20 protein-coding genes are annotated in these 26383 nt (G+C 44.2%); 11 read left to right on the top strand and 9 right to left on the bottom strand.

Annotated features, from left to right (window positions below):
- Window positions 1–265 precede the first annotated feature (265 nt).
- Window positions 266–2335 (top strand): protein kinase, encoded by a 2070-nt coding sequence (locus tag ACBR23_RS24030; RefSeq protein ID WP_371115990.1) that lies wholly within the window; start codon window positions 266–268, stop codon window positions 2333–2335.
- Window positions 2336–2342: 7 nt separating this feature from the next.
- Here ACBR23_RS24030 and ACBR23_RS24025 read toward each other — a convergent pair whose 3' ends face one another.
- Window positions 2343–2981 (bottom strand): transaldolase family protein, encoded by a 639-nt coding sequence (locus ACBR23_RS24025; RefSeq protein ID WP_340517438.1) that lies wholly within the window; start codon window positions 2979–2981, stop codon window positions 2343–2345.
- 398 nt (window positions 2982–3379) lie between these two features.
- On the opposite strand from ACBR23_RS24025, the gene ACBR23_RS24020 reads away from it, so the two are divergent.
- The 3 genes from ACBR23_RS24020 to ACBR23_RS24010 all read left to right on the top strand — a co-directional run bounded on the left by ACBR23_RS24020 (window position 3380) and on the right by ACBR23_RS24010 (window position 5965).
- A complete protein-coding gene (locus ACBR23_RS24020) occupies window positions 3380–3598 on the top strand; it encodes a hypothetical protein (protein WP_371120547.1) in 219 nt (72 codons plus the stop codon).
- A gap of 38 nt (window positions 3599–3636) precedes the next feature.
- Window positions 3637–4311 carry an aminotransferase class IV gene (locus tag ACBR23_RS24015; RefSeq protein ID WP_371120548.1) on the top strand — a complete coding sequence of 225 codons (675 nt, stop codon included), beginning with the start codon at window positions 3637–3639 and terminating at the stop codon, window positions 4309–4311.
- Window positions 4312–4513: 202 nt separating this feature from the next.
- The gene (locus ACBR23_RS24010; protein ID WP_371120549.1) at window positions 4514–5965 is read left to right on the top strand and encodes an anthranilate synthase component I; all 1452 of its coding nucleotides are present in this window, start codon (window positions 4514–4516) and stop codon (window positions 5963–5965) included.
- A 78-nt stretch (window positions 5966–6043) separates the two neighbouring features.
- On the opposite strand, the gene ACBR23_RS24005 is transcribed toward ACBR23_RS24010, so the two are convergent.
- A complete protein-coding gene (locus ACBR23_RS24005; protein ID WP_371120550.1) occupies window positions 6044–7504 on the bottom strand; it encodes an NB-ARC domain-containing protein in 1461 nt (486 codons plus the stop codon).
- Window positions 7505–7721: 217 nt separating this feature from the next.
- Between ACBR23_RS24005 and ACBR23_RS24000 the strand changes: the two genes are divergently transcribed.
- From ACBR23_RS24000 to ACBR23_RS23980, 5 genes are all read left to right on the top strand, one after another.
- On the top strand, window positions 7722–9188 hold the full coding sequence (locus tag ACBR23_RS24000) for a hypothetical protein (RefSeq protein WP_371120551.1): 1467 nt from the start codon (window positions 7722–7724) through the stop codon (window positions 9186–9188).
- Between the two features lie 56 nt (window positions 9189–9244).
- Entirely contained in the window at window positions 9245–12433 is a 3189-nt protein-coding gene (locus ACBR23_RS23995) for an SNF2-related protein (RefSeq protein ID WP_371120552.1), read from the top strand.
- 4 nt (window positions 12434–12437) lie between these two features.
- Window positions 12438–13949, top strand: coding sequence for a hypothetical protein (locus ACBR23_RS23990; protein WP_371120553.1), 1512 nt, complete (start codon window positions 12438–12440; stop codon window positions 13947–13949).
- Window positions 13950–14085: 136 nt separating this feature from the next.
- Window positions 14086–14358, top strand: a complete 273-nt coding sequence (locus ACBR23_RS23985) for a hypothetical protein (protein ID WP_371120554.1) — start codon at window positions 14086–14088, stop codon at window positions 14356–14358.
- Entirely contained in the window at window positions 14355–14648 is a 294-nt protein-coding gene (locus ACBR23_RS23980) for a type II toxin-antitoxin system VapC family toxin (RefSeq protein ID WP_371120555.1), read from the top strand. The genes ACBR23_RS23985 and ACBR23_RS23980 overlap by 4 nt, the downstream gene beginning before the upstream one ends.
- Before the next feature lie 397 nt (window positions 14649–15045).
- Here ACBR23_RS23980 and ACBR23_RS23975 read toward each other — a convergent pair whose 3' ends face one another.
- The gene (locus ACBR23_RS23975; protein WP_371120556.1) at window positions 15046–16209 is read right to left on the bottom strand and encodes a quinone-dependent dihydroorotate dehydrogenase; all 1164 of its coding nucleotides are present in this window, start codon (window positions 16207–16209) and stop codon (window positions 15046–15048) included.
- Window positions 16210–16334: 125 nt separating this feature from the next.
- Between ACBR23_RS23975 and ACBR23_RS23970 the strand changes: the two genes are divergently transcribed.
- Entirely contained in the window at window positions 16335–19274 is a 2940-nt protein-coding gene (locus ACBR23_RS23970; RefSeq protein ID WP_371120557.1) for a GAF domain-containing protein, read from the top strand.
- A gap of 58 nt (window positions 19275–19332) precedes the next feature.
- Here the strand turns inward: ACBR23_RS23970 and ACBR23_RS23965 are convergent, their stop codons facing one another.
- A complete protein-coding gene (locus ACBR23_RS23965) occupies window positions 19333–20748 on the bottom strand; it encodes a hypothetical protein (RefSeq protein WP_371120558.1) in 1416 nt (471 codons plus the stop codon).
- Window positions 20749–21171: 423 nt separating this feature from the next.
- Between ACBR23_RS23965 and secA the strand changes: the two genes are divergently transcribed.
- Window positions 21172–23985, top strand: a complete 2814-nt coding sequence (secA, locus tag ACBR23_RS23960; RefSeq protein WP_371120559.1) for a preprotein translocase subunit SecA — start codon at window positions 21172–21174, stop codon at window positions 23983–23985.
- A gap of 95 nt (window positions 23986–24080) precedes the next feature.
- On the opposite strand, the gene ACBR23_RS23955 is transcribed toward secA, so the two are convergent.
- The 5 genes from ACBR23_RS23955 to ACBR23_RS23935 form a co-directional block, all read right to left on the bottom strand.
- Window positions 24081–24287: a hypothetical protein gene (locus tag ACBR23_RS23955; RefSeq protein WP_371115980.1), complete on the bottom strand. Its 207-nt coding sequence runs from the start codon at window positions 24285–24287 to the stop codon at window positions 24081–24083.
- Window positions 24288–24357: 70 nt separating this feature from the next.
- Window positions 24358–24975 (bottom strand): DUF4926 domain-containing protein, encoded by a 618-nt coding sequence (locus tag ACBR23_RS23950; RefSeq protein WP_371120560.1) that lies wholly within the window; start codon window positions 24973–24975, stop codon window positions 24358–24360.
- Window positions 24976–24978: 3 nt separating this feature from the next.
- Window positions 24979–25314 carry a DUF6883 domain-containing protein gene (locus ACBR23_RS23945; protein WP_341740143.1) on the bottom strand — a complete coding sequence of 112 codons (336 nt, stop codon included), beginning with the start codon at window positions 25312–25314 and terminating at the stop codon, window positions 24979–24981.
- Window positions 25301–25711, bottom strand: a complete 411-nt coding sequence (locus ACBR23_RS23940) for a hypothetical protein (RefSeq protein WP_371120561.1) — start codon at window positions 25709–25711, stop codon at window positions 25301–25303. The genes ACBR23_RS23945 and ACBR23_RS23940 overlap by 14 nt, the downstream gene beginning before the upstream one ends.
- Window positions 25708–26383, bottom strand: a 676-nt coding sequence (locus ACBR23_RS23935; RefSeq protein WP_371125692.1) for a leucine-rich repeat domain-containing protein, incomplete at its 5' end; no start/stop codon positions are given. The genes ACBR23_RS23940 and ACBR23_RS23935, both read right to left, overlap by 4 nt.

Here is a 26383-nt window from a genome sequence, read left to right as displayed (position 1 = left end):
AGCCTCTATCCTGTGATGCCAGCAGGTATGCCAAAAAGAATGACCACTTTTGAGGTGCCAAGGTTTTCTTTTGTATGCTGAGTCCACGTTTGTCCAATTAATTGGCGATTAGAGGCGTAGCGATCGCAATTTTAGATACCATGCTCAAAGATATTTCTGAAGAGTGTGTCATATTTGGATTCTCTCCAGATGTCAGAGAAAATCTGAATTGAAAGTATCAAGATGTTAAAGTAAACATTGATAAAGCAACCTCAACTAGGGTTATGTGGCTTCTGTGAGTTATTGCCTCAATCCCAAATGCCCGAATCCCTCCGATCCTGCCAATGCTGGTAAGTCCGCGTGTCTTCACTGCGGTTCAGAACTTTTGTTGCAAGGTAGATATCGCTTGGTCGCCCCTCTCGGAGGCGGGGGTTTTGGTAAAACTTTTGAAGTGGACGACAACGGCACCCGAAAAGTGCTCAAAGTCCTCCTCAAAGAACATCCCAAAGCTGTAGAACTTTTTAAGCAAGAAGCCGACGTATTGGTCAGGCTGAGACATCCGGGCATTCCGAAAGTAGACCGCGACGGTTATTTTATATTTTCCCCGGCTAACACCACGGAGTCTTTTCACTGTCTGATCATGGAGAAAATTGCCGGTGCTAATTTGCAGGACTGGCTGAAACATAGGGGTCGCCCGATTACTCAAGAACTGGCTGTTAATTGGTTGAAACAACTGTCGGAAATTTTAGATCTGGTTCACAGACTGAATTATTTTCACAGGGACATCAAGCCGCACAATATTATGTGCAAGCCAAACGGTCAGTTGGTGCTGATTGACTTCGGGACTGCTAGGGAAGTGTCGGCGACTTATTTCGCCAAAGTGGGTCAGGGCGGAAATGTGACAGGTATTGTTTCTCCTGGTTACACACCGCCGGAACAAACCAATGGTAAGGCCGTTCCCCAGTCAGATTTTTTTGCTCTGGGACGCACTTTTGTTTATTTACTGACGGGGAAACCACCGACGGCTTTTCCTGAGAATCCACGCACGGGTAAATTGATGTGGCGCAAAGGGGCTCCTCAAGTTTCCGATGCTGTGGCGAATGTGATTGACTATTTGATGGCGCCTTTTCCGGGAAATCGACCTCAAAGTCCACAGGTTGTTTTACAGTGCTTGGAAGAAATTAATCTGGATGAGGGGGAGCCTGAGTTGCCAACTCAGTTACCGACGACTGGTCAAACTAAAATTCGGGCGAATCCTGGCGTGTCTGGGATGACTAAGCAGAGTTCGGGAAATCGGCTCAGACCGCTGAACTCTGGCTTGAAGAAGTCTGGTTCAGACAGGTTTGAGTGGAAAAACAAGTTGCTGGCTGGCGCTGCTGTGTTACTGGTGGCTGTGGGCGGGTCTCAAATTTACGGTTCCCTGCGTTATAAGGTATTTCCGGCAAATCCCATGTGGCTGCTTTCTAGTTTGCCTAGCAGTCAGTTTTTGGAAAATAGTTTGGATAATGTCGGGAGTGTAAATAACATCGCCCTTTCTGCGGATGGTAAAACTTTGGTCAGTGCCAGTTTTGGCACGATTAGAATTTGGAATCTGACGACGGGAGAGGTGGTGAAGACGCTCAATCAAGTGCATTCTAAAAAATCGGTGAATGCTCTGGCAGTGAGTCCCAATGGCGAAATTTTAGCTAGTGGTGGCGACGATAATAATGTGATTTTGTGGGATTTAAAAAACGGTCGGCGGATGCTGACAATTCCCGCTCACAGCCGCGGGGTGAATGCGATCGCTTTCAGCCGAGACGGTCAGACTATGGCTAGTGCTAGTGATGATAAAACTGTTCGCTTGTGGAATGTCAGAACGGGAAGTAAGTTGTTGACTTTGATGGGTCACGGGGGAGGAGTAAATGCGATCGCCTTTAGCCCAGACGGTCAAACTTTGGCTAGTGGCAGCGAAGACAAGACTGTACGTTTGTGGAATGTCAAAAGCGGAGATGTCAGAAGAATTCTCGCCGGTCATGGGCGGGCTGTGAATGCGGTGGCTTTTAGCCCCAATGGGCAAGTTGTGGCTAGTGGTAGCAGTGACAATACTATCCGTTTGTGGAACGCACAAAATGGCAAACGGACTCGCACGCTGGAAGGGCATGGAAGTTGGGTCAGGGCGATCGCTTTTAGCCCGGATAACCGCTCTTTAATCAGTGGTGGTGCGGATATTATAGTTTGGGATGTCAAGACCGGACAAGAAAGAAGCACTCTTTCTGGTCACAGTCAGTTTGTGAATTCTATTGCGATTAGTAAAAATAGCAAAAACTTAGTCAGTGGTAGTCCCGATCGCACGATTAAGATTTGGCGAATTCCTTAGAACGAGATTACGAAACAATTCCGCGCCCATTTTTCGCAAATTCATCAACAGTTTGCTGTGACAATTCATGAAGGGCGATCGCCTGCAATACATCCAAAGGCAATGTCAAATGATGTGCTCCAGCTAATAAAGTCTGCACCGCTTCTTCCGGCGATTTAATGCTAGCTGCTAAAATTTCAGTATTAGTTTTTTTCAAGACATTTGCCATATCCCTGACTAGGGCAAAACCGTCTCCCAAAAGTCTGGTGGCGCGATTCACATAGGCGATCGCATATTTTGCCCCAGCTTCTGCTGACACAACTGCTTGGGAGGGGCTGTAAATAGCTGTAACCGCGCAAGGAATTTCCGGTGATAGGTGTGCTACTGCTTGGAAACCGGGGATGGTGGCGGGAATTTTTAAGACTGTTTGCTGTCCAATTAATTCAAAAGCTGCTTTTCCTTCTGCTACCATCCCATCAAAATCAGATGCTGTTAGCTGATAATACAATTCCCCTGGAATGATTTGTGCCAGTTCTTGTAGCGTCACTGCTGGAGAGAAATTGCTTTTTGCCAAAAGTGTAGGATTGGTAGTAATTCCCCCTACCCATCCCCACTGACTCGCTAACTGGGCTTCTGTTATAATTGCGGTATCCACATAAATTGCCATTTGTTCTACACCTTAAATTTACTACTTTACAGAGACGGAGTTTCAGTTCGATCGTAAATTGCCTAAAATTATCTGGGAATTGTATTCCTAGGGTTTTAGCATACCAGCTTTTCGAGCATATTACCATTAGGTAATCATCACACTTTAGTAATTTTAGTCACATATAGCAATCCTTGCAGGAGTCGTAAATTTTTCACCCCACCCCAACCCTCCCCGAAGCCGCGGGGAGGGAGTAAGAAATTCACAAATGATTTAGGATTGGTATAGCTAAATAAAATAATGGAAATTGGGAAATTGTGATTTTTTTGAAATTAAATGATATGGCAAAATGCCGGATACACATAGTCAGCATTTGTAGTAGGGCTTAGGTATCGAATAAGTCAAGGAAGTGAGTCAAAATGAGCCACAAACAGAATCAGCCTCCATTGGGACTAGGAACATCTGATGCGGACTGGGAACAATCAATAGTAACTGCGGAAGAATTGCCTGTCAATGTGAAATCTAAAACTGCGTCCCAAGTATTTGGGAGTCACGGTGAAGACCGTTTAAAGGCTCTAGCCCGCTTGATGATGGTCAGTTTCACTTGGTCGATGGCAGAACTGTCTCAACGCAAGTAAAATCAACATGGGTTGAGTAACTTATTCACATCGTGTAAATGCTTGAACAACTGCCAAATTTTGAATTATTGGAGTCACTTTTGTGGCAACCAGATCGGGGTTATTTTTTACTAAATAGACATCTTGAAAGATTAGAGCGATCGGCTGAATATTTTAATTTTAATCTATCATTAGCAGAAGTCTACAAATCCTTACAAGCATTAACTATTAGCTTGGGAAATATTGAAAAAAAAGTAAGATTAACAGTATCTAGGGATGGTAGACTAACATTACAAGCTCAGACCCTAGAGCGTGGTAGTTTAAAAATTGGTGCATCTGTGGGAATTGCCAGGAAGCCGATCGATTCTCAAATCCCATTTTTGTACCATAAGACAACTTACCGCTTACCTTATACAATAGCTCTGGAGTCACAACCCGAATATCAGGATGTGTTGCTGTGGAACGAACAAGGAGAGATGACTGAATCAACGATCGCGAATGTGGCGATCGAAACTCCCACAGGCTTAATCACACCTCCTGTGGAGTGTGGTTTATTACCAGGGACTTTGAGAGCTCAACTGCTTGCCGAAGGAAAAATCACAGAACAGTCGATAACCTTAGAGGATTTGCGCCCTAGCGAGACTTTATTTCTGATGAACTCTGTTCGAGGCTGGATGAGGCTCAAAAAAGAGCCAAATCAAGATGTTTGGAAAGTCAATGGATTTGAAATTTAGGGATTTGAGATAATATCGAGAATTGGTAATAGGTAATAGGTAATAGGTAATAGGTAATTGGTAATTGGTAATTGGTAATGCCCTATGCCCTTCCCCCCCAGGGGGGGGGTCAGGGGGGGTTCCCCATGCTCCATTACCCATTACCCATTACACGCTCACCTCACCTAACTGAGAAAGGCTATAGTATATTAGAACGATAATTATGACATCAATAAAACCTTGGCATTGGCGAAAGCTTCCCCTAAATCAACGTAGTGGATCGGAGATTTTTCAGGCTTTATTTCTGATTGGTAAAACCGCAGACTCTACAGAATCTATCTCGGATTTACCGCATCAAGATATGGCGGTTCTACTAGAAAGTCCTGTGACATCTACGAGTAACTTGGCACGATATTCTATTTGTGCGGGTTCTCCCCGGATAATTGATGGTCAATCTCAACTATGGACACCGCCTGTAGGTGAAATTTTACCTTTTTTACGCAATATTCTCCACCATCAAAAGCAAAATTTAGAATTGAATGTGCCACCGTCGATTCCTTTTACTGGGGGTTGGTTGGGATGGCTGGGTTATGATTTAGCATGGGAAATTGAGCAACTACCTCAAATTAATACTGATCCGCTGCCTTTTCCGGTGAGTTGTTGGTATGAACCAGCATCTTTTGCTGTGTTAGATCACCAAGAGCAAAGTCTCTGGTTGGCGGCGAGTCAAAGTTCTCAGCTTGATGTGATGCAGCATCAATTAGAGCTAATAAAGCGAGAGATTGCACATAAAAAATTAGCTGAAAATTCTCAGGATAATGCTGCGAGTTGTAATTTACAATTATCTCAAAATGAATATGAAAAAATTGTAGAAAAAGCTCAAAAATATATTTATTCTGGTGATATTTTTCAAGCTAATTTATCTGTACGGTTTGAAGCTAGTACGGATTGTGATAGTTGGTCAATTTATCGGGCTTTGCACCAGATTAATCCTTCTCCTTTTGCGAGTTATTGGCAAACTCCTTGGGGTGATATTATTAGTTGTTCGCCGGAAAGACTGGTGCAATTATCAGGTAATAAAGTTGATACCAGACCGATCGCCGGAACGCGGGCGCGGGGTTTAACTTCTATTCAAGATGACCAGTTAGCACAGGATTTAGTGGAGAATGTTAAGGAAATTGCGGAACATATTATGCTTGTGGATTTAGAGCGTAATGATATCGGGAGAGTGTGTGAATGGGGGTCTGTACAAGTTAATGAGTTTCTGACGGTTGAGCGCTATAGTCATGTGATGCACCTGGTTAGTAATGTGATTGGTAAATTAAGAGTAGATTGTGATGCGATCGACTTAATTCGAGCAGTATTTCCGGGGGGTACGATTACGGGTTGTCCGAAGGTGCGTTGTCTGGAAATTATTGAAGAGTTGGAACCAGTGAAGCGTAGTTTGTTTTATGGTTCCTGTGGTTATTTGGACTGGCGGGGTAATTTGGATTTAAATATTTTGATTCGTACTCTTTTATATGCGAAAAAAAGTGATGGTAGTTCGGGGGGAATTGTTTGGGGACAGGTGGGTGCGGGTATTGTGGCTGATAGCGATCCTGAAAGGGAATGGCTGGAGTCGCTTCAGAAGGCGCAAGCTCAACTTAGTGCTTTGGGATTAGCAATTAGCAATTAGAGGGAGAGGGGATTCCGCCGTTCGATATTTTCGTAAAAAACCCGATTTCTGCCGATCGCACTAAGTTGAATAATTTTATCAGTTTTTGTTTCGGGTTTTGTTGATTATATACTCTCTGATTACTGGCAAGATTGTGAAGTGCGATCGCCCATTTTGCTTTACAGTTTCAACTAATGACCTGCGCCCTAAAGATTGGATGACTTTCAATAGTTCTGGCGGTGATAGTTGCAGTTTTTCTGGTATTTTTGAGATGTCGGCTGGTTCGGATGTACTTGCTAGCCAACCCATAACTTTTTGTTCTGATGCGGTTAGCCGATCGCACTGCTGCTCCAATAGTGATTCTAAGTCACCTAAGAATAGGGTATCATAGGATAGGAATTCGGAAACGCTGCCACCGAATAAGTCTTGAATCAATGTGGCAATTATATTTAACCAGGATGGATTGCCTCGGTAAAGGTCGATTAGTGCTGACCATTTCTCCGGTTCTCCTAAACCTTTTTCTCTGAATATTTCTTGTGCTTCCTGGCCTAAACCGTTGAGTTGCAGTGATTTGCAGGGGCGGTTTTCGCCTTCTAAGGTGGCGATTTCTCTGGGTTTTTCCCAACTCAGGAGGATTAAGCAACTGTTGTGGGATGACTCGGCTATTTGTTTGAAGAATGTGCCGTAATTTTCATAGCCTGGTTGGTAATTGCCTGCGAGTTGTCCGCTGCTGAAAATGGTTTGGATATCATCGAGGATAATCAGACAGCGGTGCGATCGTAAATAGTTGATTACCCCCCCCAGCCCCCCCTTGCTAAGGGGGGGAGAAAGAGACGGAGGCTTAATCTCTTCGCCCCCCCTTGATAAGGGGGGGTTGGGGGGGTTAGTTTCTTGCTGCTGGGAGAGGAATTTAATTAAGTCGGTTTGGAGTGAGGCCAGGGGTGGAGAGTTGCGGAGACTTCGCCAGATGATGTAGTCGAATTCGTGTTGAATTTGTGGGATTAGTTGGAGTGTCAGGGCGGTTTTGCCAATACCGGATAAGCCTAAGATGGTGATGAGACGGGTGCGGGCTAAAATCCAGTTTTCGAGGGTGGAAAGTTCGGATGTGCGGTTATAGAATAGGTTGGGTTCTGGTGCATCGCCTAAGTCTAAATGTATTTTAGGTTCGGAATTGCTTGTTTTTTCGTTAAATCTATCCTGGTCTTGCGGTTCAGGTTGTGAGATTTTTAGGGAGTGCAAAGTCTCAGCAGAGACGCTACCAATTTGTATATAGTCTTTCCCGAAACATGAGATATTAGAAAATCGCCAATTTTCTAATTTTTCTCTAAAATTTGCTTTAGATACTTGTTCCTCGCCTAATGCAACTGATAGAAGTTTCCATAATTTAAAGCCAACTTCTTTAATGTATTTCTCTGAACGGTTGTGATGCTGTGCAATTTCCTTATATTTTTGATTGTTCCAAGCGCCACGTAGTATAGCTTTTTGCAGACTATCTAAGTGTTTTCCCGTAGTAGTCAAAGCTAGATTGTCAGTAAATTTTAAGGCTTCTTCAACGTCCATTAGTCACGTAGATGCAAGGGTTTGACTTGATTGTAACCTAACTAAACATGACTTTTTCAAACTTGACCAACTAAATATTACTTTTTATGACCTAGTTGCAATTAAAAAAAACTACTAAACATGGCTTTATCTGGCTTGACAAGATTTGACACTTAGGGAATAATTTATACTTAAGACAGCAAAATATTATGCTCAGCGCTACTTGTATCTACCTGTTATGACACAGCAGAATATTCTGGAACTCGCTAAACAGGGAGATGCAAAGGCGATCGCGCTTCTGCTGAACCGCCAGCTACAACCCAAGGGCATCACCGCCGCAGCTTCCCTTAAGGATGGTTGTTTACAGGTGATGCTGGAATCGGCAGAAGCGCCTAGTCAGCAAGTCATGTCCGCGTGGGTGAGTAAGTCGCTCGCTGGCTTGGGTGCTGCATCCATTGAGAAAGTGAAGGTTTACGGGCGACAGACGGGCGCAAAAGTGCCGGCGTGGAGTCAAGAGTTTGAAGTGGCGGGGCAAAAATTGCCTGTTGCGAATGTAACACAGGGGCGGGCAAGTTCTAGTGAGAATACGGAGTCAAATCAGCTTAGTTTGAAGGAACGGGCTAAGCTTGGGGATGTGGAGGCGATCGCCAGTCTGTTAAATCTGCCGTTACAGAATAAGGGGATTAGTGCGACTGCGAGTTTGCAAGATGGTTGTTTACAGGTGATGCTGGAGGGCGATCTGGTTCCTGATGAGGAGGCTTCTATTAGGGTTGTTCGCAGGGAGTTGACGAATTTGAAGGCGGGGGCGATCGCTTCTGTGAAGGTTTACGGGCAGCAGGCGGGTGAGGATTTTCCGGCGTGGAATCGAGAGTTTGAGTTGGTGGCACGAGCAAGTCAATCGTCCCATAATCTAGGAGTGAATACTACAAATCAGCTTTCGGCTAATAATTCGTATGCAGAAACAACCCAGGAGCCATCCTTAATACAAATTCTTAATGAAACGTCAACAGAACTATTATCAGACAATCAATGGAATGCTGCATTTATAATCTTGAGTGTAATAGCATTCTTCATGCTTTTTGTGGATTTCACCTTGGCAGTTATTCTAGCTATTGCAGCAAGTATTGCTTATGTAAAGTATCAAAATACTCCAACTGGGAAAGCTGCTGCTGCTAAGCGACAGCTAGAAGCTTTACAAAAGGCTGAAGAAGCTTTACAAAAGGCTGAAGAAGCTGAACAGGAAAGGTTAAGGCAGGAAGAACAAAAAAGAATCTTGATCGAGGCGGCTCAATCGGAAGCTAAATTATTAACAACTAATCTTGCTCATACAGCCTTGGATGAATTTGGAAAAGTGAATGCTAGATTAAGCGTCGGTGTTAACTATGGAGATTTATCAGGTGTGATAGCTCCAGCTAAATTCGCAACTCAGAAGTTTGAAAAATCCAAGGATTACAAAGTTTGCCCATACTTAAGTGAGCTTATAAGTAAGAATATGTTATGTTATGAACTTTCTATGGAGTGCTTTCAATTGAAAGTAATGAAGAAACCTTTCAGCTCACAATTCAAAGCAATCATACAAACTGAATTCCCCGAAGTATATGACGTAGGTTCGGACTCATTTATTAATAAAGTTTGGCAAAAAGCTTACAGTTATTCTGATGAAATAGAAGCAATACTTGAATCATCAGACAATCTTAGTGGCTAGATGGTTTTTAAAGTTAAAAAATCAATTCCAATCCAAATATTGAATAAGTTAATACGATGACACAACCAAGATGGAACCCAAATATTCCCGACCAAGAAGTGCGGATGCGAAACAACCCTGGCAAACGGGGTGTCACTACTGGAAAAACCAGTGAATCCGCAGGTAGATTGTTAGTTTTAGTTAATTTTGGTCCTAACGAAAATACTTACAAACTCTATGACCAATTAGAACTCTGCGGACAGCCAGAAAGTATCAGAGATTTAATGGAAACAGGACGATTCGGAACTCCTGATGATTTGCGTCGCATTCTGACATTTCAAAAAGTCAAGGGAGAACTCACTAATATTTTATACAGTATGGAGTCGAGTAATACCGACTTCTATGCCTATCAATTCAAACCAGTTTTAAAATTCCTTGACTCACCCGTTGGGCGTTTATTAATTGCAGATGAAGTTGGATTAGGTAAAACAATAGAATCCATGTATATCTGGAAAGAATTACAGGCGCGAGAGGAAGCACGTCGTCTTTTAATTGTTTGCCCTGCCATGTTACGAGACAAGTGGGTGATTGACAGTAAAAATCGTTTTAATCTTGATGCAGAAGTAGTTGATGCTAAGAAGTTGCTAAAAACAACCCAGTCATTCCTACAGAGAGGAAATCCCCACTCATTTATCTATGTAACTAGCCTAGAAGGGTTACGGGTAAAAAACTGGGGTGAAGATGCCAGAGGCACGCGAGTAGAACTAGCACGGCTACTAGAATCACATCCAGCTAATGAGGAATTTAGCCTATTTGACTTAGTGATTATTGATGAAGCTCATTATCTTCGTAACCCAGGAACAGCTAATCACAAACTTGGGCAATTGTTGAGAGAGGCATCTGGACACTTAATTTTACTCACAGCCACACCCATTCAAATCCGCAGCACCAACCTTTACCAATTACTTAAACTCATTAGTCCTGAAGATTTTTTTGATTCAGCAACTTTTGAAAAAATGCTAGAGGCAAATAAACCTGTAGTTGATGCACTGCGGCTAATTTGGCGAACTTCTCCTGACCTTGAGGGTACACGCCAAGCAGTTGATGAAGCCCTAAAATCTGATTACTTCAGTAAAAGTTCAAGACTTAAACAGTTACGCACTGAATTAGATGCTGAGACTATCACCCCTGAAAAGCAAGTGAGATTAGGGGAAGTCTTAGAAAATTCTTCACTCTTTGGTCAGTTTATGACTAGGAGCCGCAAGCGAGAAGTGATGGAAAACAGAGCTCAACGGAGAGCTCAAACCTTAAGTGTGAAGTTTACCCCACAAGAAAAGCAGGTTTATGATTATATAACGCATAAAATTCGCCTCCAAGCTAGGGGACAAAAAGGGGTTTCAGTATTTAGACTAATTGCGCGTCAGCGACAAATGTCAAGCAGTATGGTAGCGGCACTGTCAGCATGGAACAATAAGGGAGTTCTGGATGATTTTTTAGTCACAGATGATGATGATGAAGAATTGCTATACGAAATTTTTGGAGATGAGTTAGAAGAGAACGACTTAAATCTGGACCGAATTTTTAATTCTTCCCATCCAAAATCTAAGAATATAGACTGTCCATTTCCCGAAGGGAAAGCAGAATTTGAGCAGTTTATCGAAGACTTGAAAAAAACTGATACCAAGTATCAAGAATTAATCAAGTTTTTCAGGAATGAAATTAGCGCTAACAAGGAGGAAAAGTTTGTTCTATTTGCCTTCTTTCGCGATACTCTAACATATCTGCAAAAGCGTCTTAAAGATGATGGAATTAATACCTGTCTGATTATGGGGGGGATAAAACGGGAAGAAAAGCAGGAAGTTTTAGAGAATTTTAAAAATAACAATACTCGCTCTGTATTGCTATCATCCGAGGTGGGGAGTGAAGGGATTGATTTGCAGTTTTGCCGATTTATCATTAATTATGATTTACCTTGGAACCCAATGCGAGTTGAACAACGAATAGGGAGATTGGATCGCCTTGGTCAAAAATCAGCGACTATTTGCATCGTTCATTTTAGCTTCAAAGATACAATTGAAGAGTACATTCTCGAAAAACTTTACGAACGGATTAAAATTTTTGAGGAAAGTATTGGAGACTTAGAAGATATCCTGGGGGAACGCACAGAACAGTTAATTATTGACCTCTTGAGTTCCGATCTCAGCGAGAAGGAGCTAGAAAAAAGAGCCGACGATAACATTCGGGCGATCGCTAGAGAAATAAATCAGCAGAGAAACCTAGAGAGTGAAGCGATGAATCTAGTGGCTTTCTCTGATTATATTCTCAGTAGGATTAATCAAGGTCGTGACCAAAGAAGATGGCTACATCCAGATGATATTAAAGCTTTTGTCAATGATTTTTTTAGGTTGCAATATCCGGGAACAGTAATTTCTCCTAATCCGAAGCAAGAGGGTTTGTTTGACATCAAGCTATCTGATGAAGCTAAACCTGACTTGAAACTGTTTTGCAATCAGCGCGGTGTTGAGAAAGGGACTCGTTTGCACAGTCAAACTGTTGCTTGTTTCTTCGATCCAAAGATTCCTGGTATTATGGGTAAGCCACATCATGAACTGCTCGCTCCCAGCCATCCTTTAATCCAGTGGATTCGGTATAAGTATGAGCCTGAATCACAAAATGAGGAAGGAGCGCAAACATTTCAACTTGTCTCTGCTTCCCGATTGAAAAGTCAAGATGTAGATGTAGGCTCAGGAGTGTATGTCTATGTTATTCATCTTTGGAAGTTGAAAGGATTACGGACAGAAACTCGTCTTGCTTACCAAGTAATGCGGTTATCAGATGGCTTGATTTTACCGGAAAATCAAGCAGAAAGCTTGGTAAATAAGGCTGCATTTACTGGAGAACAAAAACCTAATGCAATCAATCTAGTTGATGTCGATCGAGTCTTGAGTGCTTATGAAAAATGTGAGGAACATTTGCAAATAGCATTTACCGAGAATGAAGTTGCTTTTGAAGCTGAAAATCAAGACAAATGTGATGTGCAAGAAGGTAGTGCTAAAGCTTATGCTAAACGCAAGTGGCAAGAATATGAACAACGAATTGAAAACTTGAATAGTCAAGGTAAAACAGGTTTGATTCCTGCAATAGCAGGGTTGGTCGGAAAAAATACTCAACAATTGAATCTGACGCTCAAAAGAATCGAACAGAAACGTAAGATTACAACTTCTAATCCAGCATTATGTGCAGGCTTAATTTTTATGGAGGAATAAATTAATGGCTATCAACTTAAACTTGGGAATTGACTTCGGTACAAAATTTACAAAAGTTTGTGTACGGGATACCGATCGGGATCGCTCTTGGGTAATCACCTTTACTAATGGTAGCCCTAAGCTAGATGAAGCCCTACTTCCAACTAAGATCGGTATATGTAGGGACGGATCGTTATTAGCAGGTTTAACTGAGTCTGAATGGAAAACACAACCACAGACTCAAATAGATGTCGATTTTATAAAGATGCGGTTAGCTAATATTGACCTTGCCAAAGAAGGAGAGGGATATTCATTTTATTTTCTACCAAAATTTAATAAAATTGATTTGAATACGCCTGAAAATCTTGAAAATATCTCTGCTTATTATCTAAGCCGTGTTATTTTAAAGGCTAAGGCTTGGGTGCTAAACAATAATGCTGATTTAGTCAAGGGTCAAAAGATTAGCTGGAGTATCAATATCGGCGTTCCTGTTAAATACTTTAAGTCTAATGCTATTAACAGGTTCGGCGAAGTTTTATCCTGGGCTTACTTACTTAGTGAATCTCACCCTGAATCCTTGACATTTAATCAACTGAACGATTATGCAACCCTGCTCAAGAATGATGCTTCTAGCGGGAATACTCCTTGCGATGCTTGTTCAGAAATAGCTGCTGCTGTTTATTCTTATACTATTTCACGGCAAGCAGAACCAGGGATCTACATTTTCTTTGACGTTGGTAGTGGCACAATTGAGGGTGCATCTTTCCGGTTTTTCCGTGAAAATAATCAGCCAACAATTGAATTTTACACGGGAGAAGTAGAACCAATAGGTATGAATGCTTTAGCTAAACAAGTAAATATGAGAGTTGCTGACATCCCTGAATCTGAAATTGAACAACAACTGGTTAATAATAGTTATTTAATGTTGCAAAACATTGAGAGTTTATCCCAACAAATTGGACCGCAATCACCGAATGAGCATTATCATGTAGCTAACAGTTTTGATGTTGGATTCAATGGAAAAGTAACAACTGAATCCATTGAAAGAGCTTTGAGAAATCAGCCTTCAATTGAAAACCAAATGATACTTTACTTGATTTTACTAGGACAAAGACGAATCCACAGGCAAGTAGCTGAAGTAATAGTAACTTGCAAGGAAAAAAGCCCTGAGTATTTTAAGTATTCATCTAGTTTAATAGTTTTTTTGGGCGGTGGTGGCGGAAGATCTGAATTTTATCGACACACTATTGAGTCTACACACACTGCTTTCAATCATAAGTACGCAGGCATACCTGTCTATGATTTAAGGGATGTTCCATTTCCGGGTCAAGGTGGGACTGAAGCAGACGAATTTGACATGAGTGGTATTGAACACAGTCACTTCCATCGCTTTTCCATAGCCTATGGCTTGTCAATTCCAAAGTACCAAGTTAAAGTTACAGGCTTTCCGAGCCAATTTCCGATTCTACCGGAGCCACCACCTCAACCAACTACTCCTGAAAGTGGTAGGTATCCAGACGATCATTCATCTATGTAACTAAAAAGCGCGATCGCCCTTACATCCCAAATTGTCAAAAAGTGCGATCGCACTTTTCCCCTATACTTGTAAAAGTTTTCCATCTGAGATAAACTAGGAAATAGAAACCAAGCAACCTCCGAAGGAGGATAAAACAATGTCAGAAAGAGAACTATTGATTCGTGAGATTGCCCAAACACCCGATTCTTTAGTGACAGAACTTTTAAATTTCTTGCTATTCATTAAATCCAGAAAAACTCAAAATGATTTTCAAAACCCTAATTCAGAAAATTCCGATCTTCCATCTTTCTTGAATTTCATAGATCTAATTAATTCTGAAACACCAGCGGAAGAGAATGCACAGCTACCCATAGACTTATCAAAAAATCTAGATAGCTACTTGTATGGCTCACCCAAGGAAGAAGAATGAGAAAAGTTTTTGCTGATACAGGTTATTGGATTGCTTTACTCAATCCCGATGATGCTCTACATCAAAAAGCTCGAAATCTCACAATTTCTCTAAAAAATGTACTCATTATTACCAGTGAAATGGTATTTACTGAATTACTAAATGCCTTTTCAGGAAGGGGGGCTTTTTATAGACAAAAAGCCGTTAATTTTATCAATCACTCCTTTGATAATCCTGAAATTGAAGTAGTCAGTCAAACAAATGAACTCTTTAAAAACGCACTTGAGCTATATAATAGTATAATATTGTAGGGTGCGTCAGCCCTCAGCGTTTCCCTTGCCTCATAAGCAATCGAGCTGACGCACCCTACAGACCTTGAGCTATATAATAGCCGACTAGATCAAGCATGGAGTCATACAGATTGCACATCATTTCAAATTATGCAACAACAAAATATATTAGAAGCACTCGCCTATGATAAACATTTTGAACAAGCTGGATTTGTCGCTTTGTTGCGTATAATATTGTAGGGTGCGTCAGCCCTCAGCGTTTCCCTTGCCTCATAAGCAATCGAGCTGACGCACCCTACAGACCTGATATCTGATTTAAGTAATTATAGCAAACACTGCGGAATAATTATGTAATAGCGATCGCCTTTAAATCCCACTTTTGGAAAAAGCCCATTTGATTGAAGTGGATTTTTTAAAGTTATTCAACATTTCCAGAACCAACGGCTTCTGAAATTGAATTAAATCCGTTTTCTTCTAACTTGTTTAGTAATCCTTGGAGAATGCGACGCACCATCCAAGGGCCTTCATAAACCCAACCGGTGTAGACTTGAATGAGAGTTGCACCGGCGGCAATTTTTTCCCAAGCGTCGTCGGCAGTGAAAATGCCACCAACGCCAATTATGGGCAATTTTCCTGCTGTTTGCTGCCAGATAAATCGGATTACTTCTGTTGAACGTTGCTGCACGGGAAGGCCGCTAATGCCGCCGGATTCTTCGCTGATTGGTTTGCCGGTTTCTGGTAATATTTGTGTTTTCAATCCGTCGCGGCGGATGGTGGTGTTTGTGGCGATAATTCCTGCTAGTTGGTAGGTTTTTGCTAAGTCGAGGATAGATGCGATCGCCTCCCACTCCAAATCCGGGGCAATCTTGACTAAAATTGGCTTAATGCCCTGATTTGTTTGTTGCAAAATGTCCAAGATTGTGCTGAGCTGAGCTGCATCTTGGAGCGATCGCAATCCTGGAGTATTGGGGGAAGAAACATTCACCACAAAATAGTCTCCCCAATCAACCAAGAGCTTAAAACTCTCCAAATAGTCTGTTGATGCCTGCTCTAAGGGTGTTACCTTAGATTTACCGAGATTAATCCCCAAGGGGAATGGGGAGTCAGGGCTGGGGTATGAGTGGTCTAATTTCCCCCTGTTGTACGCAGCCTGAAACCGGGAAGCCATTGCTTGAGCGCCTTGATTGTTAAATCCCATGCGATTGAGGGCTGCACTGTCGTCTGTCAAGCGAAACAAGCGAGGCTGGGGGTTTCCGGGCTGTGGTTGCCAAGTAACCGTGCCGAGTTCGGCAAAACCAAAGCCAAATTTTGTCCAGATGCTAGCAGCTACGCCATTTTTATCAAATCCGGCGGCTAAGCCCACAGGGTTTTGGAAGTTCAATCCCCAAAGTGATTGTTCTAGGCGGGAATCTTGCAGTCGAAAAGATTGCTGGAATTGGTCTAAAATTCGACTGGTTGCGGGGTTGGACTGGGTGCGATCGGCTAATTCGAGAATTTGCAGGGTGCGGTTGTGTAGCCATTCGGCATCGGCTTTAAATAGGGAAAACAAAAGTGGTCGCAGGCCAAATTGATAAATATCCAATGACTTATCCTAGATAATTAAATAAGAAAAAATAATTTTGACAATTTAGATTATAGTGGATGGTCTTGCGAATTTTATTTTAATTCTTAATTTTGATTTTGACAAAGTTTTAGGGGCGCTTGGAAATGAACCACCAGCAAAGACCGAAGGATTCAGACCAACAAATTGTACATTTGGAGCGAGTTCTCCAGACTTTGCGAGAAGATGAGAATGTGGAGGTGCTGCTTGGGACAACTCTCTCATACTTGCAAGGAGAATTCGACTGGCGATTAATTTGGATTGGATTGTACGATCGCGCTGGGCATAGACTGTTTGGCAAAGGTGGAATGACGCCTAACGGTGACTTGTCTTTTCTGAAACAGCGATTTATTTTGAATCCGGGAGATTTGCTAGAACAAGTTGTAATTCAGCTTCGGCCTGTGGTAGTGCCGGATTTACGGGAGGAAAACAGAGCGGGAGAATGGCGTTCATGGGCTCAAAATTTCAATATTCAAGGGGCAATTTTGTTTCCGCTGCGTTATAAAGACCGATGTTATGGGGTAATTTTGCTGGGGACTGATGAGTGGGGAAGCTCGCTTTCGTCGGCGGAAAAAACGCAACTGACGATTGTATTTGGAGCGTTAGCAACAGCTCTTTATCAAATAGAAAAAGACTGGCAGCGCACTTTGACCAAGCGGCCGGATGAGTCACTGATCGGACTGATTTCGCAATTGCGGGAATTGCGATCGCTAGACCAATATTTGCAAACAGTAGTCGAACACAGCCATGAATTTATCGAGCCGACAAGGACGAATGTTTATTGGTTCGAGCGAGAGCGGCGCTATTTTTGGCGGCGAGTCAGCAATCGCCAAGTGGCTCCGGGTTTGGGCGGGCTCAACCGACCAGCTTCTGGTATCACTGTCCAAGACTTGGGAGGGTTTTATCAGGCCTTGGCAAAGGAACAAATCGTGTGGATCGGAGAATCCCATAGTTCTCTCAAAAGCGAACTTACCGGGCGGTTGATGCAGCAAATTCGGGCGCGATCGCTCCTGGCGGCACCAATTGTGTTAGAGGGGGAATTGCTGGGATTTCTGGCTGTGGAAGCGAGCGAACCGCGGATTTGGCAAGAACATGAAAAAAATTACCTGCGGGGAGTGGGGCAGTTGGTGGCTCTGACGGTGCCGTTGTCGGAGATGGAAGGGCGGATTCAGCAAACGGAGATCGATCGAGATTTAACAGCGGGCATAGCTCGCGCCATCTACAGCGATGCTGACTGGGAAACGACTCTGAAAAATACGGCGGCTCAACTTTGTGGGCGGCTCAACTGCGAATACTTTCTGCTGCTGCTGTACGAGGAAGAACTGGATCGGTATGAAATTGTGTGCCAAAATCTGCCCCGTCACCGCAGAGCAGTGCCATCACCGCTTAAGGCTCTTGACTTGGTGGATTTGCGGCTGCTGGAGAACGGTGTCGAAACAGTGGCCATTGAAAATTGGGAGGAAGACGGGCGATTGGGGGCTTGGCGGGAAGTGCTGACAGAAGCGGGTGTACGCTCGCTGTTGGCGCTGAGCACGCGGGGTAAGAAGTCGGAGGACAGAAGTTCGAGGGTACAAGCAGAACACTCGAATCTCCAATCTCCCATCCCAAATTCCCATTCGATAGAGGGTTTGTTGGTTGTCGGGCACAGTGCTACTCGGAATTGGAGTCGATCGGAGCGAGAATTAGTTCAAGTTGTCAGTCAACAGCTAGGGCTGATTCTGCACCAGTGGCAGCAGAGTTCGGAACTGGATAAGTACCAACAATTCTACCGAGGACTCAAATCAGGCTTAGCTGCTTTAGAAACTCCCCTGGAATCATCTCCCGAACAGATATCGATGTCATCACCAGGGATTTTTCGAGATTTGCCGCGACAAAAACTAGAGTACAACTTTGCTCAATACGTTGCCCAGACGGTTTCGTGTCCTTTAGTGGCGGTAATTACTTGGAATTCTCACCAAGAGGAAGCTTTGATTGTGACGGTGGCGGCGAATCCGGTATTTGCCCTCAATCCCGAAGCAGCGATTCCCGTCAAAACTGATTTTTTGATTCAACAAGTTGTCGCTGCTGGGGGGGTGGTGCAACACAGTATGAGTGAATTGCCGCTGGCCACTAAGCGGTGGCTACGCAGTCCGGGTATTGGGGAGATGATGGCGGTGGCGCTGCGGACTGCGCCGGAACACGAGCCGACGGGTATATTATTGGTGGCGGATGCTGGGGGGCGTCGATGGTCGGAGTTATCGGTGAATTTACTCGGTCAGATGGCTTCTCATTTGGCTTGGTGGCGTCGGTATTTGGCGGTGCAGTCTGTGTGCTCGTTGCAGCGATCGGATCTGGAGTTGCTCAATTGGTATAAGCAGCGGCGTTTTGAGGAGTTTTACCGGATTGTGGGAACGGGGGTGAAGGAGTTGGGGGAGTTGAGTCAGTCGATTTTGCAGTCTGGGAAAGAACAAAAGGATGCTCTCAAAAGTTTGCGCTACCAGCAGGTTTTGCGTCAGATTGGTAATGCTTTGGGGTCGATTCATTTGGTTTTGAAACAGGAACAGTGGCGGCCGCAATTTGGACTGGATGCGGTGCCTGTGGGTGCTTGGTTGAAGCGATCGCTCGATCGGGCTGCTCCTCTGATCAAGCAGTTAGAAATTTTGTTGGAAGTCAACCGGGAGACGTCGGTTTCGCTACCACCGGGTAAGACTTTGGGCGTTCGGGGGGACAGCATCAAGCTGGATTTGGTGCTGTGGGAATTGCTGGCGGCTGCTTGTCGGCGATCGTCCGTTGGGGGAAAAATTGAGGTTCGCTATCAGATTGTCGCGGCGGATTTGCTGGAGTTGTCTGTTACCGATCGCGGTGGGTTCGATCCACAGTTAATTGCTATCTTCAATGGTATGTCTGCACCGAATATTTTAGGTGATGCTAATTTTAATCAGCCGATGTTTCAAGTTTTATTGAGTTGTCAGCGGGCGGTGCGGTTGATGGGGGGAAATCTGTCTATGGAAATTTTAGATCGTAATTTGGTTGTAGCTCGGTTGGTATTACCGCTGGCTAGTCTTTAAGATCGATGTTCGCTCTCTGAGAAATTTCTGAGTTGGATCTGCTCGATCGCCCTTTTTGCTACTTTTTGGGTTTCGTCCGCCACCCTGTGATGCCTGCTGCCAACAGGGCGATCGCGCCACTGAGCAAAAATGAAAATACAAAGGGATGCCACAGGATTAAGGGTGCGGGGACATGATTTTGTTCTAGAGTCTCGAACAGTTTGTCTGTGCCACTAGAGGCACAGATGGCACCTGCTGCTATACCGACTCCGATCGCCTGAACTTTGCTTTCTATGCGATCGTCTCGATTCTTCTCTGCTTTTTCGCTGTTGCGGAGTTCGATTTGGTGGGCGCGATCGCTCCTGGCTTGTTCTATTTCTACTATCCCTCTAATGGAGGCGATCGCCTGTTCGATTAAACTGGTTCCGTGTCGGAAATATCCTAAGTCCCCTGCTATTTGCGATCGCATCTGAGGCGCATTTTTTATACTAAAACTATTTAATATCGATAGTTCTTCCTTATCGCTTTCAATCATAACACATATTTTCTGCAAAATCTCACTATAATTGTAAAGATTTATGGCAATTGTATTATCAAAATCTGCAAGTTTCCGCAACAAGCGAGTATAAGTTACAGATTTGCAAAAGAGTTGCTTTAACTGTTCCTGCAATTCTTGCAATTGAGAAGAAGTTAATACAGTGTCCTGGGCAAATTGCTGCTGCAAAACCTCCATATTTTTCTCTATGGTGCGGTATTCTGTATCAAGTTCCTGGTAAATCTGGCGGCTGTCTTGAAAAGCCTTGATAATTTTGTGCCTGTGAAATAATAGGTTAAATATTTCCTGTTGACAAGTGTTAAAATCTGCATCAGTTTGTTTGTCGCCCAGGAGCCAGACAAAGAGGTGGTGGCAATGGGGAAGATCGGTAAGTGAACCGTATTCAAAAATCGGGCTACCAAACAGTTTACCCGATCGGTAAAAACTAGGGGGAGAATCGCCGGAAAATAAAGAATCGCGACATTTATCAGCCAGGGGTTTGAGGGAATCTAAATTATCGGGTAAGTTTGGTTCAGTAAGCCATGCAGTAACAATCAGAGTTTGACCTAAAAAATTGTCATCGCCACTGATGAGTAAAGCTTGATTGGGGTTAAAATTTTCAATAAAACTGACATCTAAATTATTAGCAGTGCCATCTTCCCGGCAACCGATATTTAAACAGACAGCATAGCTATCTTGAATTTGTCGAGGTTGGGCAAAACCTTCGATCAAGGGATTGCGGGTATTAAAAGGGAGGGAAGAATCGGAAAGTAAATCGGTACAGTAGCGGTGAGAATGGGTGGGGAAAACCAGATGGGGTGTAAGTTTTTCATAACTGTAGGTAAATTTTGCCAAAATCTGCTCGCATTGTTGCCACAGAGGATGATCGCTGCCCTGGCTGTCATGATAGAGTTGGAAAGCGTATAAGTAAACGTTGGGTGCAGAAATGCGATCGTTCATGTTAAATAGGTTCTTGACGTTATTTAAATATTTTTTGCTATTTGGTAATTACAACTGCGTGATTGCTAAGATTATAGGCGGCCCCATCCGCGAATCGGTTACATCCCCACCGGGGATGTAAGCTAGTTTTTTCGGCAAAGGGACTACAAAATTTTCCCCGACATCTCAAAAAAAGACAAGCCATCCCAGAAGCACGGGGCAACAGACGCAGTTTATCGGTAATTGCATAGATTTTGTTCAAGGGAGATGAAACACTCTGCAACGCAGTGATGGCAGGATGGAACAAGAAAGCGATCGCCCGTGACGGCCACAGAGCAGAGCCAATGGTTGCTACAATCGGAAAAGGTAAATACTGTGGGTAATACTCCAGTCCCTAAAGCTGAAAGCTACTAGCTAAATTATTAAAAATCTGCCTCTCCTGCCATGTTTAAAAATCTGCTCGGCGATCCCAACGCACGCAAGCTTAGAAAATTTCAGCCTTGGGTAGCTGATATCACAATCTTAGAAGAAGAAATCCGCGCCCTAACAGACGAGCAACTCAGAGGTAAAACCGCTGAGTTTAAACAACGTCTGGCGAAAGCTAAGTCTCTCAACGACGAGAAAGAGATTCTAGACGAAATCTTGCCAGAAGCTTTTGCGGTGGTGCGGGAAGCGGGACAGCGAGTTTTAGGAATGCGCCACTTTGATGTGCAACTTCTGGGCGGCATCATCCTGCACAAAGGTCAAATTGCCGAAATGAAAACCGGTGAAGGAAAAACCCTGGTAGCGACACTGCCGGCCTACCTCAACGCCCTCAACGGCAAAGGGGTACACATCATCACCGTCAACGATTATCTCGCGAGGCGGGACGCGGAATGGATGGGGCAGGTGCACCGGTTCCTGGGATTGACTGTGGGACTGATTCAGCAGGGGATGGATCAGGGGGAACGAAAGAAAAACTATAACTGTGATATCACCTACGCGACGAACAGCGAGGTGGGCTTTGACTATTTGCGGGATAACATGGCTACTGTCATGGAAGAGGTAGTGCAGCGTCCTTTTAATTTCTGCGTGATTGACGAGGTGGACTCGGTGCTAATCGATGAAGCCCGGACACCTCTGATTATTTCTGGCCAAGTGGAGCGCCCCAGCCAGAAGTACATCCGGGCCTCTGAGGTAGCGGCCGCCCTGAGAAAGGAAAATGAAGAACATTACGAAGTTGACGAAAAGGCTCGGAATGTGCTATTGACGGATGAAGGATTTGGGGAAGCTGAGCGGTTGTTGGGAGTTACGGATTTGTACGATCCAGCAGATCCTTGGGCGCACTATATTTTTAATGCGATTAAGGCGAAGGAATTGTTTATCAAGGATGTCAACTACATCGTCCGTGACAATGAGGTGGTAATTGTTGATGAGTTTACCGGGCGGGTGATGCCGGGACGGCGCTGGAGTGATGGTTTGCATCAGGCGATCGAAGCGAAGGAACGGGCGGAAATTCAGCCGGAAACTCAGACGCTGGCGACTATTACCTATCAAAATTTCTTTTTGCTTTATCCGAAGCTGTCGGGGATGACTGGGACGGCGAAGACGGAAGAGGCGGAGTTTGGCAAGATTTATAATCTGGAAGTGACGCTGATTCCGACAAACCGGATTCCTAGCCGTAAAGACCTGTCGGATATGGTTTACAAAACGGAAAATGGTAAGTGGAATGCCATAGCCCAAGAATGCGCGGAAATGCACGGCCAAGGCCGCCCGGTGCTGGTGGGTACTACGAGTATCGAAAAGTCGGAATTGCTGTCGAGGTTGCTGACGGAACTGAGGATTCCTCACAACTTGCTGAATGCCAAACCAGAAAATGTGGAACGAGAGTCGGAAATCATTGCTCAAGCCGGACGCAAGGGTGCGGTGACGATCGCCACTAACATGGCTGGCCGCGGTACTGATATTATTTTGGGGGGGAATTCCGAGTATATGGGGCGGTTGAAATTGCGGGAGTATTTGATGCCCCGGATTGTGAGGCCCGATGATGAGGAAGGATTTGTACCCGTACAAGTGCCGGGTATTAGTGGCAGGCCCGCTGCTCAAGGTTTTGCTCCGACTAAGAAAAAGATGAAGTCTTGGAAGGCTTCAGCGCAGATTTTCCCGACAGAAATCTCGAAAAATGCCGAACAAATGTTGAAGGTGGCGGTGGATTTGGCTGTCAAGGAATACGGGGAGCGATCGCTCTCGGAATTGGAAGCAGATGATAAAATCGCTGTAGCTTCGGAAAAAGCGCCCACCAACGACCCAGTAATTCAAAAACTGCGGGAAGTTTACAAATTAATTCGCAGCGAATACGATGCTTTTACCAGCACCGAACATGATGAAGTGGTCAACTTCGGAGGCCTCCACGTCATCGGTACAGAACGCCACGAATCGCGCCGGATTGACAATCAGTTGCGCGGCCGCGCGGGACGCCAGGGAGACCCTGGTTCTACTCGGTTTTTCTTGAGTTTGGAAGATAATTTACTGCGGATTTTCGGTGGGGAACGGGTGGCTGGTTTGATGAAAGCTTTTGGGGTGGAGGAAGATATGCCGATCGAATCGGGAATGCTAACTCGTTCCTTAGAAGGCGCCCAGAAAAAAGTTGAAACCTACTATTATGACATCCGCAAACAGGTATTTGAGTATGACGAAGTGATGAACAATCAACGTCGAGCCATCTATGCCGAACGCCGTCGGGTATTAGAAGGTTTGGACTCCAAGGAACAGGTGATTAAGTATGCAGAACAGACAATGGACGACATTGTGGGAGCATACATCAATCCCGATTTACCTTCGGAAGAGTGGGAACTGGAAAAACTGGTCAGCAAGGTGAAGGAATTTGTTTATTTGCTAGCTGACATGACACCGGATCAACTAGAAGATTTGTCAGTAGAAGAAATTAAGACTTTCCTCCACGAACAAGTTCGCAATGCTTACGACATGAAAGAATCGGAAGTTAATGCAATCCGAGCTGATTTGATGCGAGATGCGGAACGGTTCTTTATTTTGCAGCAAATTGATACTTTGTGGCGGGAACATTTGCAACAAATGGATGCTTTGCGCGAGTCTGTCGGGCTGCGCGGTTACGGCCAAAAAGACCCGTTAATCGAGTACAAAACTGAAGGTTACGAGCTGTTTTTGGATATGATGACGGATATTCGCCGCAACGTGGTTTATGCGCTGTTCCAGTTCCAGCCACAGCCAGCCATGCAAGTTTCGACAGAGATGGTTTGAAAATAGTTAATGGTTGATTGTTGACTGTTTCGCTCGTTTTGCTCGTTCCCAGGCTCTGCCTGGGAACGCAGATCCGGAGGCTCTGCCTCCTCTTTTTATCCCCCAAGCGAGGCAGAGCCTCTAGATAGGGCTTGCTGAATAATCGATCGCACTTGACGTGGCGAAAGGTTATACGATCGCGCGATCGAGAGTAAAGTGCAAGATAAACAGGTAGAATAGGTCAAAACCCGTGCATCACCACCTGCGATCGTGTACAAAAAAGCTGAGCTTGTCTCTAGCCCCCAGAGGCAGGAAAAACTCATCTTTAACTCTGGTTGAATAATCAATCACTCCCGATCGCCAAAAAGCGATAAATTATTCAGCAAGCCCTATTTAGGGGGCTGGCGGTAGCTGAATTTCGATTCCTACTTTTTCACCTAGATCGATCGTCTTATTAGCCAAGTCAACAGCACCAGAGATACCAACTCCGATCGCAGCCGTCGTCGCTAAAATAGCTTTTAAACTTTTCTTTAATCTAGCTGGATTCCTTTCCTTCTCTGGTTTCTTAATTTCCGCTTCGACATCTTCAATATCGATAATTACACCATCGCGAATGTCTTCGGGAAACTGTGTGGCTGTTTCGCGCATCGATGAAATCAGTTGCAGAATTTCGGCGGTATTGGCATTATTAATAATTTTATTGCCTGCGACTTTATCGCCTGCAATTTTATCACCTCCAACATTATAGCCTTGACCGTATTGATATGTATTGTTAGACATCGGGGTAATTTCTGGTGTAGACTTGTACTTTAATTGTAACAGTTGACTACTGTGTAATGGCAACATTGCATAAGTTTGCCCGTCATCGTCGCTGAATTCGACTTCGTAAACTTCTGGGGCCAAGAACTCGACGATAGTACCTACTTGACCAGCAAGTAAATTACCAGATGGTAAATCTTCCTTGATGGCAACAACATCGAGTAATTGTAATTTTGAAATTGTCTTTAGCATAATCTACCTCCGAATGTAACAGCTAGTGAGTCGCGGAAAAGTTTCTGTAGGACGTACAATCCAAGTGCTGCGAATTGTTGCCGTTTTTTCATTGCGAGTTAGAGGAAAATCGACAACATAGCGTTGACCGTATTGATCTTGGCTGGTGGAGATGGCATCATAGATTTGAATCGCTTCTAACAAGATAAATTGCAAGTCTTCGGCATCTTCAGCACTTAACCCTAGAATAGCAAGAAATAATCGAGCTTTGTGTTGTCCCCGATCGTGTTCGATGTTTAAGCTATAGTCACGCAATTTCTGAATATCAATAAATGCAGTTTCAACGTTAGGGAGTTTCATCGGCATTGCCCATTATCTTGTCTCCTTGAATTCGATCGCCTCCAAAGTTATCGCCTTGACCATTTTGGTTAAATGTTTTAGAACGGCGATCGAAATTCTTTTGATGAACGTGAATGTTAATCCCAGGATAACCGTCTTCTGGATCGTCAAAAAAATTATCGCCCATTTGCTTTCTGCGCCGAAGTTCGATCGCCTCATACCCATCCAACAACGGCCGCAAATCCAGTTTAAGTTTAAGTTTCCCAAGGCACACTGTATTCTCGCCCATCTCCTCCAATCCTAGCAACTCCTCGTAATCCAGCGGATCGGCATCGGGATAACCCGGAACCGGCACCCATTGACTGATTTCCAGATTCGCAAAAGAATTGTGGATTTTTGTAAACGTATCGCGAATCATGCTGAGGAAAGAACGTCGCGTCGATTCCCGCCCGCTAACAGCGATCGAGATTTTCTCATCTTCCGGGTCAGATTTAATTCGGGCGATGTTGTACAGGTTTTGCCGACGCTGCCTTGGCCGACGAGGAGGACTTTGGCTTCGTTGAGGGGGAGGACTTCGCCGCTGCGGAGTTGGCGGAGGTAGTTGAAGATGGTGGCGGGCGTACCGGGATCTTCGCTCAGGTTTACCGGGCCTAGAACTTCTGGGGAAATGGGCAGGGGATTGCGGCGGAGATCGAGTTTTTCAAGTTTTGGCAGTGTTTCTAAGCATTCAGGAATCTTTTCAATTTTATTGTTCTCAAGATCGAGTTTAGTCAAATTCGATAGTTGCCCGATCGCCTCTGGGATGACGGTAATCTGATTGTTATAGAGGTGAAGCCCTGTCAAATTCGATAGTTGCCCGATCGCCTCTGGGATGACGGTAATCTGATTGTTATTGAGGTAAAGCTCTGTCAGATTCGATAGTTGCCCGATCGCCTCTGGGATGACGGTAATCTGATTGTCACTGAGGGAAAGCAGTGTCAGATTCGATAGTTGCCCGATCGCCTCTGGGATGACGGTAATCTGATTGTTACTGAGGTGAAGCACTGTCAGATTCGATAGTTGCCCGATCGCCTCTGGGATGACGGTAATC

It is taken from the genome of Microcoleus sp. (assembly GCF_041354475.1).
In the GTDB taxonomy this organism is placed as follows: domain Bacteria; phylum Cyanobacteriota; class Cyanobacteriia; order Cyanobacteriales; family Microcoleaceae; genus Microcoleus.
Note: the sequence above shows the minus strand (reverse complement) of the source record. Positions and strands in the feature narration are given on the sequence as shown.

Bases quoted from the DNA above. Each gene is read 5' to 3' on its own strand.
- ACBR23_RS24020 (WP_371120547.1), top strand. From the start codon at position 3,380: ATGAGCCACAAACAGAATCAGCCTCCATTGGGACTAGGAACATCTGAT.
- ACBR23_RS23950 (WP_371120560.1), bottom strand. From the start codon at position 24,975: ATGCTAAAGACAATTTCAAAATTACAATTACTCGATGTTGTTGCCATC.
- ACBR23_RS24000 (WP_371120551.1), top strand. From the start codon at position 7,722: ATGACACAGCAGAATATTCTGGAACTCGCTAAACAGGGAGATGCAAAG.
- ACBR23_RS23980 (WP_371120555.1), top strand. From the start codon at position 14,355: ATGAGAAAAGTTTTTGCTGATACAGGTTATTGGATTGCTTTACTCAAT.
- ACBR23_RS24025 (WP_340517438.1), bottom strand. From the start codon at position 2,981: ATGGCAATTTATGTGGATACCGCAATTATAACAGAAGCCCAGTTAGCG.
- ACBR23_RS23985 (WP_371120554.1), top strand. From the start codon at position 14,086: ATGTCAGAAAGAGAACTATTGATTCGTGAGATTGCCCAAACACCCGAT.
- ACBR23_RS24010 (WP_371120549.1), top strand. From the start codon at position 4,514: ATGACATCAATAAAACCTTGGCATTGGCGAAAGCTTCCCCTAAATCAA.
- ACBR23_RS23970 (WP_371120557.1), top strand. From the start codon at position 16,335: ATGAACCACCAGCAAAGACCGAAGGATTCAGACCAACAAATTGTACAT.
- ACBR23_RS23965 (WP_371120558.1), bottom strand. From the start codon at position 20,748: ATGAACGATCGCATTTCTGCACCCAACGTTTACTTATACGCTTTCCAA.
- ACBR23_RS23990 (WP_371120553.1), top strand. From the start codon at position 12,438: ATGGCTATCAACTTAAACTTGGGAATTGACTTCGGTACAAAATTTACA.
- ACBR23_RS23940 (WP_371120561.1), bottom strand. From the start codon at position 25,711: ATGATTCGCGATACGTTTACAAAAATCCACAATTCTTTTGCGAATCTG.
- ACBR23_RS24005 (WP_371120550.1), bottom strand. From the start codon at position 7,504: ATGGACGTTGAAGAAGCCTTAAAATTTACTGACAATCTAGCTTTGACT.
- ACBR23_RS23995 (WP_371120552.1), top strand. From the start codon at position 9,245: ATGACACAACCAAGATGGAACCCAAATATTCCCGACCAAGAAGTGCGG.
- ACBR23_RS23955 (WP_371115980.1), bottom strand. From the start codon at position 24,287: ATGAGTTTTTCCTGCCTCTGGGGGCTAGAGACAAGCTCAGCTTTTTTG.
- ACBR23_RS23945 (WP_341740143.1), bottom strand. From the start codon at position 25,314: ATGAAACTCCCTAACGTTGAAACTGCATTTATTGATATTCAGAAATTG.
- ACBR23_RS24015 (WP_371120548.1), top strand. From the start codon at position 3,637: ATGCTTGAACAACTGCCAAATTTTGAATTATTGGAGTCACTTTTGTGG.
- secA (WP_371120559.1), top strand. From the start codon at position 21,172: ATGTTTAAAAATCTGCTCGGCGATCCCAACGCACGCAAGCTTAGAAAA.